The sequence below is a fragment of the Intrasporangium sp. genome (assembly GCF_030452765.1).
Lineage (GTDB): Bacteria > Actinomycetota > Actinomycetes > Actinomycetales > Dermatophilaceae > Intrasporangium_A.
Genome location: NZ_JAKDLO010000114.1, coordinates 1 through 15,034 on the forward strand (window position 1 = coordinate 1; position 15,034 = coordinate 15,034).

The 15,034-nt window shown below is 70.2% G+C and carries 15 protein-coding genes and 1 tRNA gene; 7 read left to right on the forward strand and 9 right to left on the reverse strand.

All coding sequences use genetic code 11. The features are described from left to right. From L0H79_RS14290 to L0H79_RS14310, 5 genes are all read left to right on the forward strand, one after another. Positions 1-1,530: M23 family metallopeptidase (locus L0H79_RS14290; RefSeq protein WP_301485299.1), on the forward strand; the 1,530-nt coding region annotated here is incomplete at its 5' end. A gap of 137 nt (positions 1,531-1,667) precedes the next feature. Beyond that, a complete protein-coding gene (locus L0H79_RS14295; protein ID WP_301485316.1) occupies positions 1,668-2,396 on the forward strand; it encodes an amino acid ABC transporter ATP-binding protein in 729 nt (242 codons plus the stop codon). Between the two features lie 69 nt (positions 2,397-2,465). Beyond that, complete coding sequence (locus L0H79_RS14300; protein WP_301485301.1) at positions 2,466-3,302, forward strand: glutamate ABC transporter substrate-binding protein; 837 nt, start codon at positions 2,466-2,468, stop codon at positions 3,300-3,302. A 111-nt stretch (positions 3,303-3,413) separates the two neighbouring features. Continuing rightward, complete coding sequence (locus tag L0H79_RS14305; RefSeq protein ID WP_301485302.1) at positions 3,414-4,079, forward strand: amino acid ABC transporter permease; 666 nt, start codon at positions 3,414-3,416, stop codon at positions 4,077-4,079. Then, positions 4,076-4,978, forward strand: coding sequence for an amino acid ABC transporter permease (locus tag L0H79_RS14310; RefSeq protein ID WP_301485303.1), 903 nt, complete (start codon positions 4,076-4,078; stop codon positions 4,976-4,978). Before L0H79_RS14305 ends, L0H79_RS14310 begins: the two co-directional genes overlap by 4 nt. 122 nt (positions 4,979-5,100) lie before the next feature. Here the strand turns inward: L0H79_RS14310 and L0H79_RS14315 are convergent. From L0H79_RS14315 to L0H79_RS14335, 5 genes are all read right to left on the reverse strand, one after another. Continuing rightward, positions 5,101-5,173: transfer RNA gene (locus tag L0H79_RS14315), tRNA-Asn, on the reverse strand. Between the two features lie 78 nt (positions 5,174-5,251). After that, positions 5,252-5,422, reverse strand: a complete 171-nt coding sequence (locus L0H79_RS14320; protein WP_301485304.1) for a hypothetical protein — start codon at positions 5,420-5,422, stop codon at positions 5,252-5,254. A gap of 70 nt (positions 5,423-5,492) precedes the next feature. Beyond that, positions 5,493-6,008, reverse strand: a complete 516-nt coding sequence (locus tag L0H79_RS14325) for a hypothetical protein (RefSeq protein WP_301485306.1) — start codon at positions 6,006-6,008, stop codon at positions 5,493-5,495. Further along, the gene (gene dnaG, locus L0H79_RS14330; RefSeq protein WP_301485307.1) at positions 6,008-7,924 is read right to left on the reverse strand and encodes a DNA primase; all 1,917 of its coding nucleotides are present in this window, start codon (positions 7,922-7,924) and stop codon (positions 6,008-6,010) included. The genes L0H79_RS14325 and dnaG overlap by 1 nt, the downstream gene beginning before the upstream one ends. Before the next feature lie 85 nt (positions 7,925-8,009). Beyond that, positions 8,010-9,242 carry a deoxyguanosinetriphosphate triphosphohydrolase gene (locus tag L0H79_RS14335; protein ID WP_301485308.1) on the reverse strand — a complete coding sequence of 411 codons (1,233 nt, stop codon included), beginning with the start codon at positions 9,240-9,242 and terminating at the stop codon, positions 8,010-8,012. A 144-nt stretch (positions 9,243-9,386) separates the two neighbouring features. Between L0H79_RS14335 and L0H79_RS14340 the strand changes: the two genes are divergently transcribed. After that, positions 9,387-9,518, forward strand: coding sequence for a hypothetical protein (locus L0H79_RS14340; RefSeq protein WP_301485309.1), 132 nt, complete (start codon positions 9,387-9,389; stop codon positions 9,516-9,518). Positions 9,519-9,529: 11 nt separating this feature from the next. Here the strand turns inward: L0H79_RS14340 and L0H79_RS14345 are convergent, their stop codons facing one another. The 4 genes from L0H79_RS14345 to L0H79_RS14360 form a co-directional block, all read right to left on the reverse strand. Next, a complete protein-coding gene (locus L0H79_RS14345) occupies positions 9,530-10,168 on the reverse strand; it encodes a YdeI family protein (protein WP_301485311.1) in 639 nt (212 codons plus the stop codon). A 67-nt stretch (positions 10,169-10,235) separates the two neighbouring features. After that, complete coding sequence (gene dusB, locus L0H79_RS14350) at positions 10,236-11,453, reverse strand: tRNA dihydrouridine synthase DusB (protein WP_301485312.1); 1,218 nt, start codon at positions 11,451-11,453, stop codon at positions 10,236-10,238. 19 nt (positions 11,454-11,472) lie between these two features. Beyond that, on the reverse strand, positions 11,473-12,204 hold the full coding sequence (locus tag L0H79_RS14355) for an alpha/beta fold hydrolase (protein ID WP_301485313.1): 732 nt from the start codon (positions 12,202-12,204) through the stop codon (positions 11,473-11,475). 75 nt (positions 12,205-12,279) lie between these two features. After that, positions 12,280-13,911, reverse strand: a complete 1,632-nt coding sequence (locus L0H79_RS14360) for an alpha/beta fold hydrolase (RefSeq protein ID WP_301485314.1) — start codon at positions 13,909-13,911, stop codon at positions 12,280-12,282. A 130-nt stretch (positions 13,912-14,041) separates the two neighbouring features. Here L0H79_RS14360 and L0H79_RS14365 point away from each other — a divergent pair, with 130 nt between their 5' ends. Beyond that, positions 14,042-14,878 (forward strand): sulfurtransferase, encoded by an 837-nt coding sequence (locus L0H79_RS14365; RefSeq protein ID WP_301485315.1) that lies wholly within the window; start codon positions 14,042-14,044, stop codon positions 14,876-14,878. Positions 14,879-15,034 lie beyond the last annotated feature (156 nt).

A 15,034-nucleotide genomic window follows, 5' to 3' on the forward strand; every position in this document is an offset into this window, starting at 1 on the left:
GACCGCAGGGGTGTGGCTTCGCCGATGCAGAGCAGGATGTCAGCCGAGCATGAGCCGCGCGTGGTCACCATCCACGTGCGGCGTCGCCGTGCATCCCTGCTCGGCCTTCTCGTCGTGCTCGGCATGGTGCTGGCCCTCGTGGGCAGTGCGCGCTCGCCGCGTGCGTCGGTGGTCCTCGCGGCCGACGCTCCGCACCCGGCATCGACGCCGGCTCATCTGACGGTGCCGGCTGACGGCACCTCGGCCCCCGTGGGTGGCGGCCCGGCCGTGGTGGGCCCATCCGCGGCCCGGACGTTCGCCGGGACCACGAGCGCGCTGCAGGAGATCGCCGCTGGTGCGGACCTGTTCCGCTTCCCGTCGCTCGACCTCGCCACCCAGGCGGCAAGCGCCTACTCGTCCAGCCCCAGCCGGGCGGGGCTCAGCTGGCCGCTGCACGCGCCGGTGGCGAGCGGCTTCGGGCCGCGCATCCACCCGGTCCTCGGCCGGGAGATGTTCCACACCGGCCTCGACCTGATGGCCGCCTGCGGCACGCCGATCCGCGCCGCCGCCGACGGGCAGGTCGTGTATGCCGCCATCTCCGCATCGTGGGGACGCCGCGTCATCCTGCGGCACAGCACGAGCCTGGAGACCGGCTACGCGCACATGTCGCGATTCCTGGTCCGGCAGGGCGACGTCGTCAAGCGCGGCCAGATCCTCGGCCTCGTCGGCACGACAGGCTGGTCCACCGGGTGCCACCTGCACTTCGACGTGATCGTGCGCGGCAACTACGTCGACCCGGCCCCCTACCTCGGTCTGCCGGGCAGCTCGAGCGCTCAGGTCCCCTACCACGCCGCGCCGCACGTCGAGAGCAGCGCTCCCGGCAGGGCATCGCACACGGTCGAGGACGGCGACGTGCCGGTCACGTCGGTGACCCGGCCCAGCTCGTCCAAGCCGTCGGCGCCGAGAACGACGACCAAGCCGAGCACGACACCCGCGACGAGCAAGCCGCCGACGAGCCAGACAACCACCGCACCGTCGACCACGACGAGCAAGCCCCCCACGACGACGACCGGTGAGACGAACACAGGCGGCACGACGACGAGCACGCCACCCACCACGACGACTCAACCCCCCAAGACGACCGGGGAGACGACCACCACCGGCACGCAGACGACCACTGGGAGCGAGTCTCAGGGCCCGACGACCTCAAGCACCACCGAGGCACCATCCACCACGAGCAGCACGACGACCCAGGCCCCGTCGAGCACAACGAAGGGGACGGACACCAAGGAGCCGGCTACCAGCAGCTCGACGCCGGACCAGTCGAGCACCTCCGAGCAGACCAAGACCGGCTCGGGTACGCCGGCGCGATCGAGCGACACGTCAACCCAGCCCACCGACGACTCAGTCAGCACGAGCCCAGCCAGCAAGAGCCCAACCAGCGACACGGCCGGCTCGTCATCGAGCAGCACGTCAGCCGAGGCACCCACACGCACCACCGAGAGCACGGCCAGTCGCGAGCCGACCACCGCGGCAAGCACCGAGGGCTGACCTCACGATTTGGGCACAGCCCGGGGTGGCTCTCGCCCGATGGGGCAGGTACCCGATAGGTTGCGCCAATGGACGATTCCACTCCGGCCATGACGCCTGCCTCTTCGCCGGATGCCGCTGCCAGCGGACGCCAGCCGATTGTGGTCGTCGACCAGGTCAACAAACACTTCGGCGACCTGCACGTTCTCAAGGACATCGACCTGACCGTCGGCAAGGGCGACGTCGTCGTCGTGCTCGGCCCGTCGGGCTCCGGCAAGTCGACCCTGTGCCGCACGATCAACCGCCTCGAGACCTTCGAGTCCGGCAAGATCCTCATCGACGGCCAGCCCCTGCCCGAGGAGGGCAAGGCCCTGGCTCAACTGCGCGCTGACGTCGGGATGGTCTTCCAGTCCTTCAACCTGTTCGCCCACAAGACGATCCTGCAGAACGTCACGCTCGGCCCGATCAAGGTGCGGGGGGTGGGCAAGGCCGCCGCCGAGAAGCACGCCCTCGAACTGCTCGACCGCGTCGGCGTCGGCCAGCAGAAGGACAAGTACCCCGCCCAGCTCTCCGGTGGCCAGCAACAGCGCGTCGCCATCGCCCGGTCGCTCGCCATGGACCCGAAGGTCATGCTCTTCGACGAGCCGACCTCCGCTCTCGACCCCGAGATGATCAACGAGGTCCTCGACGTCATGACGGGCCTGGCCAAGTCGGGCATGACGATGATCGTGGTGACCCACGAGATGGGCTTCGCCCGACGGGCCGCCGACCGCGTCGTCTTCATGGCCGACGGTGAGATCGTCGAGCAGAACACGCCGGAGGAGTTCTTCACCAACGCCCAGTCCAACCGGGCCAAGGACTTCCTCAGCAAGATCCTGAGCCACTGACCACACGGACCACACTGTCGGCGCCACGGTGACCACCGGCCGGCTCCCAACCAGGAGGGAACAACCCACATGAAGCTCACCCGCATTGCCGTCGCGACCATCGCCTCGGCTGCTGCCCTCGGCCTCGCTGCCTGTGGTGGTGGAGGCGGCGGTGGCGGCGCCGGCAGCACCGGTGGCGGAGGGGGCGAGTCGGTCAAGGTCGGCATCAAGTTCGACCAGCCGGGCCTCGGCCTCAAGGAGGGCTCGACCTACTCCGGCTTCGACGTCGACGTCGCCAACTTCGTCGCCAAGGAGCTCAAGGTGACGCCGGACTTCGTCGAGGCCGTCTCGTCGCAGCGCGAGTCGCTCATCGCCTCGGGACAGGTCAAGTACATCGTCGGCACCTACTCGATCACCGACACCCGCAAGGAGAAGGTCTCCTTCGCCGGTCCCTACTTCATCGCCGGCCAAGACCTGCTGGTGCGCGCCGACGACACGTCGATCACGGGCCCCGACAGCCTCAAGGACAAGAAGCTCTGCTCGGTCAAGGGCTCGACCTCGGCGGTCAACCTGCAGAAGAAGGTGCCCGGCGTCAACCTGCAGGAGTACAACACCTACAGCCTGTGCGTCGCCGCGCTCAAGGCCGGCAACGTCGACGCCCTCACCACCGACGACACGATCCTCGCCGGCTACGCGGCCCAGCAGCAGAACCAGGGCAAGCTCAAGCTCGTCGGCAACACGTTCTCCACCGAGAACTACGGCGTCGGCCTGAAGAAGGGCGACCAGGCGTTCTGCGACAAGGTGACAGCGGCCCTGAAGAAGTTCATCGACTCCGGCGAATGGGAGAAGTCGGTCAAGAAGAACCTCGGCCCGGCCAACTACACGCCGGGCCCGGGCAACCCGCCGACCCCGACCTGCCAGCTCTGATCGAGCCACGCCGTGACGGTATGCCGCTCCGCTCGGTGAGCTGAGCGGCATACCGTCCGCTCCGGCCGAGGCTCGAGCCAGCCCACACCCCGCACCTGAGGAGGACCGCCCATGGGTCAGCTGTTCGCGCAGTACCCCATCTTCGCGGCGTTCGGCCTGACGATCGTGCTGGCGATCTTCGGCGCGATCGGCGCGCTCGTCATCGGCACGATCGTCGCCATCCTGCGGGTCTCGCCTGTCGGGGTGTTCCAGCGCGCCGGCACGTTCTACGTCGACATCGTGCGCAACACCCCGCTGACGCTCATCATGATCGCCGCGAACATCGTCATGATCGTCAACCTCGGGTTCAGCTTCAGCGAGGACATCGCGCGCGACAACATCATCTGGGCCATCATCGCCCTCTCGGTCTACCACGCGGCCTTCGTCTGCGAGTCCCTGCGCAGCGGAGTCAACACCGTGCCGGTCGGGCAGGCCGAGGCGGCCCGGTCGATCGGCCTGACCTTCGGGCAGAGCCTGCGCGAGGTGATCCTGCCCCAGGCCTTCCGCGGCGCGATCACGCCGCTGGGCAACACGCTCATCGCACTGATCAAGAACACGACCGTCGCCACCGCCATCGGCGTGGCCGAGATCGCCGGCCTGATGAAGCAGATGCAGGAGTTCAACAACAACCTCATCCTGCCGATCTTCCTGATCGTCGCGATCGGCTTCGTCATCCTCACCCTGCCGGTCGGCCTGCTGACGACCTACCTGTCCAACCGGCTGGCGGTGAAGCGATGAGCACCTCGGTCCTGTTCGACGCACCGGGTCCCAGGGCCCGTGCCCGGCATCGCACGCTCACCCTTGTCGGCGGCGTCGTCATCCTCGCCTTCCTCGCCTTCATGTTGTGGAAGCTCGGCGAGAAGGGCAACCTCGCCGCGGACATGTGGACCCCGTTCCTCACCAGCGAGATCTGGGTCTACTACCTGATCCCCGGGCTGATCAAGACCCTCGAGGCGGCCGCGCTCTCGATCGTGCTGGCCGGGATCTTCGGGCTCGTCTTCGGGATGGGCCGGCTCTCGCAGAACGGCGCCATCCGCTGGGTCTCGACCGTCGTCGTCGAGTTCTTCCGCTCCGTCCCGGTCCTCGTCATGATGATCGCGGCGTTCTCGCTCTATGCCTTCAACAACGTCTTCACCAGCGAGCTCAACCCCTTCTTCGCCGTCGTGACCGGCCTGACCCTCTACAACGGGTCGGTCGTGGCCGAGCTCATCCGCTCCGGCGTCGGCAGCCTGCCGAAGGGCCAAGCCGAGGCGGGCCTGTCGATCGGCCTGACCCGAGGGCAGACGCTGCGGGCCATCCAGCTGCCCCAGGCGGTCACGGCGATGCTGCCGGCCCTGGTCAGCCAGCTCGTCGTCATCCTCAAGGACACCGCCCTCGGACAGATCATCACCTATCCGGAGCTGCTGACGACGTACTCCCAGATCGGGTCGTACAAGGGCAACATCGTGCCGTCGATGATCGTCATCGCGATCATCTTCATCGTCATCAACTACGCCCTGACCCGGTTGGCGGCCTTCGTCGAGCGGCGTCTACGGTCCCGCGGTCGGACGACGATCGCCGGGGTCGGGGCCGGCGAGGACACCCTCGCCGTCGCCGAGACGACAGCGCCGGACGACACCGAGGCGCCGACCCGCTGACGGACCCGGCCCATCCGAAGCCCACCGACCGACCGGGGGCTGTTCGACGCAACACACCGACCACGAGCAAACCTCGATGGTTGTAACCGTCAAGGTTTGCCCGTGGTCGGTGTCGTGCTGGGCTCCCCCGGTTGGACTCGAACCAACAACCTGCCGGTTAACAGCCGGCTGCTCTGCCAGTTGAGCTACAGGGGACTGCTGCCGGGCAACCATAGCAAAGGACTCGGCGCGGGCAGCAAACCGCTGACCCGGCCTACCCAGTCGGGTGCTGCGTCAGCGGTGGAAGATCCGGTTCATCGTGCTACGACCCATCCAGAAGCCGACCCCACAGACCACCGCCGAGACGACGACGAGGACGATGACCCACGGCCACTTGCCCGGATCCTCGGACGTCACTCCCCCGGCGAACAACGCGTACGTGATGCCGTTCAGCAGTGCAGCCATGCTTCCAGCGTACGACCGGGGGACGCGGAGCCCAGGGGCTGCCGCGGTGGCCCGTCGCCGGCCGGCTCGGTCAGAACCCGATCTCCGAACGCAGCACCCGCAGCCGCTTCTCCGCCTCGGCGCGCACGTCCCCGTGGCGCAGGTCCACCCCCGGCCCGGCGATGATCTGCTCGAGCATCCGACCGGTCGCCAGGTCCTGTCGGATGACGACGCGGATCCTGCGCCGGTCCTCGGTGCGGAACTCGTCGGCGAGCACGACGCTGGCCTGCACTCGCTCGCGCAGCGCCTGTTTGAGCAGGGCCGACTCGTGGACGACCCACCGCGCGGGATCCGTGCCGTCGACCCAGGTCACGGTGAGCCGGTCGGAGTCGGGGTGCCACGTGGCACTGTCGACCTCGTGCCACCCGCGGCGCCACGCCAGGTGCCATGCCGCGTCGACGAACACGAGGTGGTGGGTCGTCACGACCACATGGCCACGGCTCTGGTCCTCCTGGGCCCACGCGAGCAGCTGCTCACCATGACCGAGCGGCACGACGTCCCGCAGGGCCCTGGCCGGGCTGTCACCACGGCGACGGAACAGCGGCATCAGCTCATCCCCTCCTTGATCCCGGCGAGCTCCCGCTGCAGCTCCTGCAGCTGCACGCCGAGCCGCCGGGAGCGGTCGTGGTCGGGGGTCTCGGCGTGCTCGAGGCGTCTCAGCTCGCTCATCGCGTCACCGATCCGGCCCGTCAGGCCGATGGTTCGCACGCGGGCGAACAGCTCCGCGACGTAGCGTGACGTCGGCAGCCCGGTCAGCGGGTCCATCCGAGTGGGCAGCGTGGCGACCGCCAGCTCGCTGATCAGGCCCGCGACGACCGTCGGGGCCGCCTCGGTGACCGCTGAGGTCCACGCCCGACCCGACGGGGACCCGTCGACGGCATGCGCGGCATGGACACCCTCCAGCACGGCCCGGTGCGCCGGCGCCGAGAACGATTCCGGGGTCAGCAGGTCGATCGCGTCGGCGCGCAGGACGGTCGGGAACTGCAGGACCACCTGCAGCAGCTGCCGCTCTGCGGCGACGACCGGGTCGCGTGGATCGGGCATGGCAAGGTGCGTCTCCCCCGGCGCCGGTTCGGCGACGTCCTCCGACGAGGGGGTATGCCGCTGGGCCCGGTCGTCGCGGACGGTGACCCTTCCCGTCCGGCCCACCTCCGTGGCGACCTGTTCGACCTCGACGCCGAGCATCCCGGCGACCTCGCGGGTGTACTCGGGCCGCAGGGACCGGTCGCGGATCGAGGCGACGATCGGGGCGGCCGCGCGCAGGGCCTGCACCCGCCCCTCCGCGGTCGTCAGGTCGAAGCGGTCGATCGTCGTGCGGACCGCGAACTCGAACATCGGCACGGCGTCCTCGATGAGGGCGGCGACGGCCGGGTCACCTTCGAACTGGCGCAGCTCGCACGGGTCCTTGCCGGACTTCTCGACGGCGACGAAGGACTGGGACGCCCACTTCTGGTCGTCGGCGAAGGCGCGCATCGCCGCCTTCCGGCCGGCCGCGTCGCCGTCGAAGGTGAACACGACCCTGGCCGGCGCGAGGCCCGCCTCGTCGCGGATGAGGCGGCGCAGGATCTTGATGTGCTCGGCGCCGAAGGCGGTGCCACACGTGGCGACCGCCGTCTCGACACCGGCCAGGTGGCAGGCCATGACGTCGGTGTACCCCTCGACGACGACGGCCCGCCGCTCAGCGGAGATCTTCTTGCGGGCCAGGTCGAGCCCGTAGAGCACGGACGACTTCTTGTAGATCGGGGTCTCGGCGGTGTTGAGGTACTTCGCCTCGATCCGGTCGTCGTCGAAGATCCGCCGGGCCCCGAAGCCGATCGTGTCGCCGGTGATGTCGCGGATCGGCCAGACCAGTCGGCCCCGGAACCGGTCGTAGAGACCCCGGCTGCCCCGGCCGGCCAGGCCGCCGATGACCAGCTCGTCGTCGGTGAACCCCTTGGCCCGCAGGTGACGGACGAGCTCCTCACCGCCGCGCGGGGCGAAGCCGATGCCGAACTGCCCCACGTGCGCGCTGTTGAAGTCGCGGGCTCGCAGGAAGTCCCGCCCCGCTCGCGCGGCCTGCTGGTGCAGGAGCAGGTCGGTGTAGAGCTCCTCGGCCACCCGGTGCGCCTCGACGAGACGGGACCGCCGGCCGGGCGCTTCTCCCGAGGGCCGCCCCGACCCACCCTCGTAGCGCAGCTGCACGCCGAGCCGCTCGGCGAGCCGCTCGATCGTCTCGGTGAAGGAGAGGTTCTCGACCTTCTGGACGAAGGAGATGACGTCGCCGCCCTCGCCGCAGCCGAAGCAGTGGTAGAAGCCGTTGGTCGGGTTGACCCCGAAGGAGGGGCTCTTCTCGTCGTGGAACGGGCACAGGCCGACCAGGCGCGACCCGGACCGGCGCAGCGTGACGTGCTCGCGGACGACGTCCTCGAGCGAGGAGCGCTCCTTGACGGTCGCGATGTCGTCGCTGTTGATCAGGCCGGCCATGCCCCTCCTCTCTCTGCTCGTGAGTCTAGGTCGCCGCGGCGCGCGTGGACCGGGACGACGCACAGGTCACCGGGGGACGTGCCGGTCAGCCGGCCCACTCACGATGCAGCGCCAACGCCCGGATGTCGGTCAGGGCCGCGACCTGGTCGACGAGAACCCGGCGCCGCTCGGCGTCGCTGCCGGCGGAACGGAAGTCCTCGCGGAGGTCACCGTCGAGGCGCGACTCCGGCTGGGCGGCATACCCGTCGAACAGCCCGTGGATCACCTGGCGCTGCATGGACAGCACCGCGACCCGCTCGTCGGCGGTCATGACGAAGTGGTAGGCGACGGCCTTGAGCACGGCACACTCCGCACGCGCGTCGTCCGGGACGACGAGGTCGGCGCCGAACCGGGTCAACGCGCCCTCGTCGTACCGGGCGCGGGTCGCGTCCTCGGCGACCCGCACGAAGCGACCGATGAGGCGGCTCGTCATGTCCTTGAGGGCTGCGAGGGCCCGGCGCGACCCGTCGTAGGCGCCCGGGATGGCGCCCGAGGCCAGCAGTCGTTCGAGGGCGCCGCCGAGCGCCTCGGGCGTGAGGTCGGGAGCGTAGGTGTGCGCCGCCGCGTCGAGGACCGCCGCCATGTCGGTGCCCGACCGCAGGACGCGCGGGTCGACCCAGCCCGAGGCGATCGCGTCCTCGACGTCGTGGACCGAGTAGGCCACGTCGTCCGACCAGTCCATCACCTGCGCCTCGAGACATCGGGCGCGGGGCGGGGCACCGGTCCGGAACCAGTCGAAGACCGTGCGGTCCGACGTGTAGACGCCGAACTTCCTTGTGCCGCTGGGCGCGTCGCCTCGCGCCCACGGATATTTCGTCGCCGCGTCGAGGCTTGCACGGGTCAGGTTGAGGCCGGCGGGCCGGCCGTCGGGGTGGCTGCGCTTGGCCTCGAGCCGGGTCAGGATGCGCAGCGTCTGGGCGTTGCCCTCGAAGCCGCCGATGTCCGCGGCGATCTCCTCGAGCGCCGCCTCGCCGTTGTGCCCGAACGGTGGATGGCCGAGGTCGTGCGCCAGGCAGGCCGTATCGGACAGGTCTGCGTCGCAGCCGAGGGCGGCGCCGAACTCACGCCCGATCTGGGCCACCTCGAGCGAGTGGGTCAGGCGGTTGCGGACGAAGTCGTCGTGGCCGGGCGCGAGGACCTGGGTCTTCGCGGCGAGCCGGCGCAGAGCGGCCGAGTGGAGCACCCGGGCGCGGTCACGGGCGAAGTCGTCGCGGTCGGCCCGCTTCTGCGCGGGGTCCTCCGCGACCCATCGCTCACGGTCTCGCGCGTCGTAGGCCACGCTCGGACTCTAGCCATCTGGTGCCCAGCACAGCAGCGACCGGGACGGCCCGGCCGGGCGACGGGCCCGGCTGATCGGCATCCGGCCCCCGGCGAGCGCATACTGGCGGCAGGACGTCAGGGGCCTGACAGCCGAGGAGCACCGATGCCCGACAAGTCCCCCCGGTCGCACATGTCGCAGAAGGGCAAGTCGATCAAGCAGAAGCGCGCCGCGAAGCAGTCCAAGGCGGACGACAAGGCGCACCATGAGATCATCCCGCCGCGCGGCAAGCGTTAGGGGTATGCCGCTCAGCCGAGCACGTCGCGGACCCGAGCCACCCAGCCGGGCTCCTTGCCGTAGCGCTGCGACGGGATGAGCCGCAGGTGGGCGCAGTCGTCGACGAGCTGGGCCATCCGTTTGTCGCGAGTGACCTCCTGCTTGGCCGAGACGACCCAGTTGGTTGCGAGCTTGCGGTAGGACGCGGTCGCGCCGTCCCAGAAGGTCGACGCGGTCGGGTTGTTGCGCAGCAGCGTCTCGTAGCGGTCCGGCCAGGTGCGGTGCTCGTTCTCGTAGGAGTAGATCCCCGACCGGTCCGCGCGCCTGCGCTCGAACGCGGCCAGGCCCGCCGGGTGCATCCGGCCCTCGGCGGTCAGCTGTGCGACCGCCTCGATGTTGATGTTGCTCCAGTTGCTGCCGGGCTTGCGCGGCGTGAAGCGCTGCCGACGTGAGTCGTCGTCGATGCCTTGGGCCTGCGAGTCGATCCAGCCGTAGCAGAGCGCCTCGCGGACGGCCTCCTGATAGATGAGTCCCCGGTCGGGGACGTGCTTCTTGTGCAGGCCCATCCACAGCTCGGAGGCGGTGTCGTGGTTGGCCTCGAGCCAGGCCCGGAACTCGGCCGCATCGTCGAAGAAGACCGCCGGTCGCTCGGCACTGCCACCGTGTCGCATGGAGGCATCCTGTCAGTCCCTGCCGACACCACCGGCGGTCGGCTGCTCGGACGCCCTGCCGCGCGCGTCAGCCGCCGGAGATCGACAGCTCGGCCTCGGCGATGGTGTGCCGGTGCTGCTCGGACAGCTCCCGCGAGTCGAGCCAGTGCTCCGGCAGGGCCACCCGGCGAGGCGACCCGGCGCGCCCGCGTTGACCCTCCGCGGGCTCCCCCGGCCACGGCGCGTCGCGGTCGAGCCCGGCGAGGAGCGTATCGAGGGCAGCGATCGAGTCGACGAGGGCGAGAGAGCTGCGCACCGTCGAGCCGGCCGGGAAACCCTTGAGGTACCACGCGATGTGCTTGCGGATGTCACGGCAGGCCCGGTGTTCGTCACCGTAGAAGTCGACGAGGTATTCGGTGTGCTGGCGCAGCGTGTCGGCGACCTCGCCGAGCGTCGGGGTGACGCGCGCAGTAGTGCCGACGAAGGCCGCGGCAAGATCGGTGAACAGCCACGGCCGGCCGAGACACCCGCGGCCGACGACGACCCCGTCGACCCCGGTCTCGGCCACCATCCGCAGCGCGTCCTCGGCCGACCAGATGTCACCGTTGCCGAGCACGGGCACGCTCGTGACCGTCTGCTTGAGCAGCCGGATGGCCGACCAGTCGGCGGTGCCCGAGTAGGCCTGGGCGGCGGTCCGGGCGTGCAGGGCGAGCGCCGCGACGCCCTCCTGCTCGGCGGCGAGTCCGGCGTCGAGGTAGGTCAGGTGGTCCTCGTCGATCCCCGTGCGCATCTTGACCGTGACCGGGATCTCGCGTCGGGCGGCCTCCTGCACGACGGCGCCGACGATCGCGCGAAAGAGGTCACGCTTCCACGGCAGGGCCGAGCCGCCGCCCTTGCGGGTGACCTTGGGGACGGGACAGCCGAAGTTGAGGTCGATGTGGTCGGCCCGGTCCTCCTGGGCGATGATCCGCGCCGCAGCGCGCGCCGTGGCCGGGTCGACGCTGTAGAGCTGGACCGAGCGTGGGGACTCGTCGGGGTCGTGCTCGATCAGGCGCATCGTCTCGGGGTTCCGCTCGACGAGGGCCCGGGTCGTGATCATCTCGCTGACGTAGAGGCTCGTCGCACCCGAGGCGCCACCGAGTGCGGTGCCCTCCCGGCCGTATTCGCGGCACAGGCGCCGGAACGCCCGGTTCGTGATCCCGGCCATCGGCGCGAGGACGACCGGCGACTCGATGACGTGCCGACCGATCCGCAGGGGTGGCAGGACCGAGGCCGGGCGGGCGGGCGAAGTCAGCACATCGGTCACAGCGCTCGATTCTCCCAAATCATGGCGCGTCGACCGAATCGGCGAAGCGCAGCAGGGCGGCGGCGAAGGCCTCGGGCGCATCGAGGTTCGACAGGTGAGCCGCCCTCGGGACGACCTCGACCCGCACATCCCGAAGGCCGCCCTCTCGCAGCCTGCGGACGAACGGCCTTGCCCCGAGGCGGAACTGGTCGTACTGACCGTTGAGGATGAGCACCGGGCAGGCCAGCCCGGCGAGCATCGACGGTCGGCACCGCGCCATCACCTCGGCCCAGGCGCCGGCCGTCGGCGCGAAGTAGTAGCCCCCGGCGATGACCGGGTCGACCCGATCCGCCGGGTAGAGCCGGTGCAGCACCCGGTCGTTGAGCCGCGTCATCCGGTCCGGGCCGAGCCGGTCGGTGAGCCACCCGACCCCGCGGTAGATCGCAGCGCCCGGCCCGCGCGGGGTGGTGCTGCACCCCGCGAGGACCAAGCCGGCGAGGCGCGAGCCCCGCGCAGCGGCATACGTCATCGCGGCGTAGCCGCCGAGCGAGTGGCCGACCAGGACGACCGATGCGCCTACGGGTGCGGCACCGACCACCTCGTCGATGACCTCGACGCACCGGTCGAGGGTGAACGTCTCGGCGGCGCGGGCGCCGTGGCCGGGCAGGTCGACCAGCCCCACCGTCACGTGCCCGGCCAGCAGCGGCAGCTGCGGGGACCACTGGGCGCTCGACAGGCGCGACCCGTGGACGAGGACGAAATGCGTGAACATCTGTCTGAGCCAGCCGTTCTCGGCCAGTGTGCAAGCCGTGCGGACCTAGGACCGGCCGGCGCCGGCCGGACGAGCTCAGTGCACCGGCGACAGCAGCTGGAGGCGCAGTGCCCTCAGCTCGGGAGAGAGCTCGCCCGAGGGTGCGGGCGAACGCAGCGACGCCGCCGACGGGCTGGGCTGGGGCACCGGATCGCACTGCAGGTCCGAACGGTTCCCGGGTTTCCTGGTGGGCAGGTCACCGGTCGCAAAGTAGACCGCGATCGTGTCATCGACACAGGCGACCCCCGAGAGCGAGCCCGCATGGGTGGTGCCACCGACCCCCTCGACGAGGATTGACTTCGGGAAGAGCTTGCGCACCTCGAGGCTGCCGGTATATGGCGTCGCCGCATCATTCGTCTCGTCGATCAGCAGCACGGGGGGCACTTTCGTGCCGTCGACCTGCACGGGGGTGCCCGTCCCGCCGGACCAGCTCCGGCACGGAGCGTTGTACCAGGCATTGGCCCACGTCTCGAACGGGGCCTTCACGTAGGTCCTCCAGTTGTCCCGCTGCCACACCCACCACGGCCGGGGCCACCGGACGTCGGTGCACTCCACCGCCAGGTACACGGCATAGGTGTTGTCCGCCCCCGGACCCTGTCCGTTCGAGGCGTCATAGAGGTCCTTGATCCCGGCGAAGTCACCCTTGTTGACTGCCGCGTCGAACGCCCGCGCGATGTCCTCCCAACCGAAGACGTAGTAGCCGGCGCCAAGGAAGGCGTCCGTCCACTCGTCCGGCCCGACCAGCCCACCGGCCCGCGGCCGGGATCGCAGTTGGCGCAGAATGCGGTAGTACGTCCGCTCGACCGCTGCACCGTCGTTGCCGAGGTGGTAGACGCTGTCGTGCTTGGCGACCCAGTCGAAGTAGATGCCCATGTTCTTGTCGAAGGCAACGTCCTGGTCGAGGTCGGCCTGGTACCAGACCCGGCGCGGGTCGACGTTGCTGTCGAGGACGAACCGCCGCACCCGGTCGGGGTGCAGGGTGGCGTACACCTGACCGAGGTACGTCCCGTAGGAGAAGCCGTAGTAGTTGATCTGCTTCTGGCCCAAGGCAATCCGGAGGCTCTCCATGTCAGCGACCCAGTCAGTGGTCTTCATGTGGTCGAGCAGCCGTCCCCCGGCAGCATCACAGGCCCGCGCGTAGTTCGCGGTCTTCGTCAGCCACGTCGCCTGCAGCTGCCGGGTGATCGGTACGTAGTACGGGCGGTTGTAGCCGAAGTAGTTGCCGTCACAGGTCAGTGACGGCACGCTCGCACCCACGCCGCGCGGGTCGAAGCCGATCCAGTCATACGACAGCCCGGCGCCGCTGGGGATGAACTGCTGCAGGACCGAGTAGATCTGGCCGGAGCCACCCGGCCCGCCAGGGTTGACCAGGGTGACCCCCTGGTATTGCGAGTCGGGTGTCGTGTGTCTCATCCGCGACACGGCGAGCTGGATCTTCTCGCCACTCGGCCTGGCGTAGTCGAGCGGCACCGTGAGCATGCCGCACTCGGCACCGAAGCTCACCAGGGTCGGGTTGGTGCAGGGGCCCCACGCGATGGGGGGTGGTTGGTACTCGGTGGGTGGCCGATGACGGTCGAAGGTAGCCGGTGCCGCGTGCGCAGCGGGGGCGATGGCGAGCCCGCTGACGATCAAACTCACAGCAGCGACGATGCCGGTCAGTCTCTTCATCGTTGCCTCTTCGGGTGGGTTGGGGCTGGCGCCTGGCGACGCCCACACCACCTTGGTCCTGTGTCCGTGCTTTGGGAAGGCTTCGACGGCCAGCGTCTCGTAACGACCGGCCCGATGACACGATGGGCGGGTGACCCATCTGATCAGCGCCGCGCAGCTCGCCCACGAGATCGAGGACCTCGTCGTCATCGACGTCCGCTGGACCCTGACCACCGGCGGGGCCCGCAACCCCGGGATCGACGAGTACGCGGCGGGCCACGTGCCCGGTGCCTTCTTCGTCGACCTCGAGTCGACGCTGGCTGCGCCGCCGGGCCCCGGGGGGCGTCACCCGCTGCCCGAGCCGGCCGTCGTCGAAGCCGCCTTGCGACGCTGCGGCGTCAGTGACCGCAGCCGGGTCATCGTCTACGACGCGCGCGAGTCGTATGCCGCTGGGCGGGCCTGGTGGGTGCTGCGCTGGGTCGGTCTCGACGACGTCCGAGTCCTCGACGGCGGGTTCGGCGCATGGGTGGAGGCCAGGCTCCCGGTGAGCACCGGCACTCCGGACGAGCGGGCCGGCACGGTCGTTGCCCGGCCGGGGTCGATGCCGACGATCGACGCCGACGCGGCCGCGGACTGGGCTCGGACCGGCCTGCTCCTGGACGCCCGGGCTCATGAGCGCTACACCGGGCAGGTCGAGCCGATCGACCCGGTCGCCGGACACATCCCCGGAGCTGTCAACGCTCCGACGAGCGCATGGCTCGCGGCTGACGGAACCTTCCGGCCCGACCTCGCCGAGCACTGGGCGCAGGTGGGCGACGGCCGGGAGGGCCAGCCCGTCGCGGTCTACTGCGGCTCCGGGGTCACGGCTGCGCACGAGGTGCTCGCGCTCGCCGAGCTCGGCATCGACGCCACGCTCTACCCCGGGTCGTGGAGCGAGTGGGTGTGCGACCCCTCGCGACCGGTGGCGACAGGACCCTCCCCGGGCTGACCCGGCACGCGTCGCGGGCGCGGCCCTGCGCTGGGTGGGCGGGCCCGCGCCGGCTGGTCATGTCGCGACGTCAGGTCGCGCCTCAGGTCGCCTGGTCATGTCGCAGGTCATCCCTGTAGGAGCGGGGCCGTGTCAAGAGCGTTCGGGGGGTGTTTT

Excerpts from the sequence above, each read along its gene's own strand:
- L0H79_RS14320 (WP_301485304.1), bottom strand. The coding sequence starts at position 5,422 with ATGGCTGCACTGCTGAACGGCATCACGTACGCGTTGTTCGCCGGGGGA.
- L0H79_RS14355 (WP_301485313.1), bottom strand. The coding sequence starts at position 12,204 with ATGTTCACGCATTTCGTCCTCGTCCACGGGTCGCGCCTGTCGAGCGCC.
- L0H79_RS14300 (WP_301485301.1), top strand. The coding sequence starts at position 2,466 with ATGAAGCTCACCCGCATTGCCGTCGCGACCATCGCCTCGGCTGCTGCC.
- L0H79_RS14325 (WP_301485306.1), bottom strand. The coding sequence starts at position 6,008 with ATGCCGCTGTTCCGTCGCCGTGGTGACAGCCCGGCCAGGGCCCTGCGG.
- L0H79_RS14305 (WP_301485302.1), top strand. The coding sequence starts at position 3,414 with ATGGGTCAGCTGTTCGCGCAGTACCCCATCTTCGCGGCGTTCGGCCTG.
- L0H79_RS14310 (WP_301485303.1), top strand. The coding sequence starts at position 4,076 with ATGAGCACCTCGGTCCTGTTCGACGCACCGGGTCCCAGGGCCCGTGCC.
- dnaG (WP_301485307.1), bottom strand. The coding sequence starts at position 7,924 with ATGGCCGGCCTGATCAACAGCGACGACATCGCGACCGTCAAGGAGCGC.
- L0H79_RS14360 (WP_301485314.1), bottom strand. The coding sequence starts at position 13,911 with ATGAAGAGACTGACCGGCATCGTCGCTGCTGTGAGTTTGATCGTCAGC.
- L0H79_RS14340 (WP_301485309.1), top strand. The coding sequence starts at position 9,387 with ATGCCCGACAAGTCCCCCCGGTCGCACATGTCGCAGAAGGGCAAGTCG.
- L0H79_RS14345 (WP_301485311.1), bottom strand. The coding sequence starts at position 10,168 with ATGCGACACGGTGGCAGTGCCGAGCGACCGGCGGTCTTCTTCGACGAT.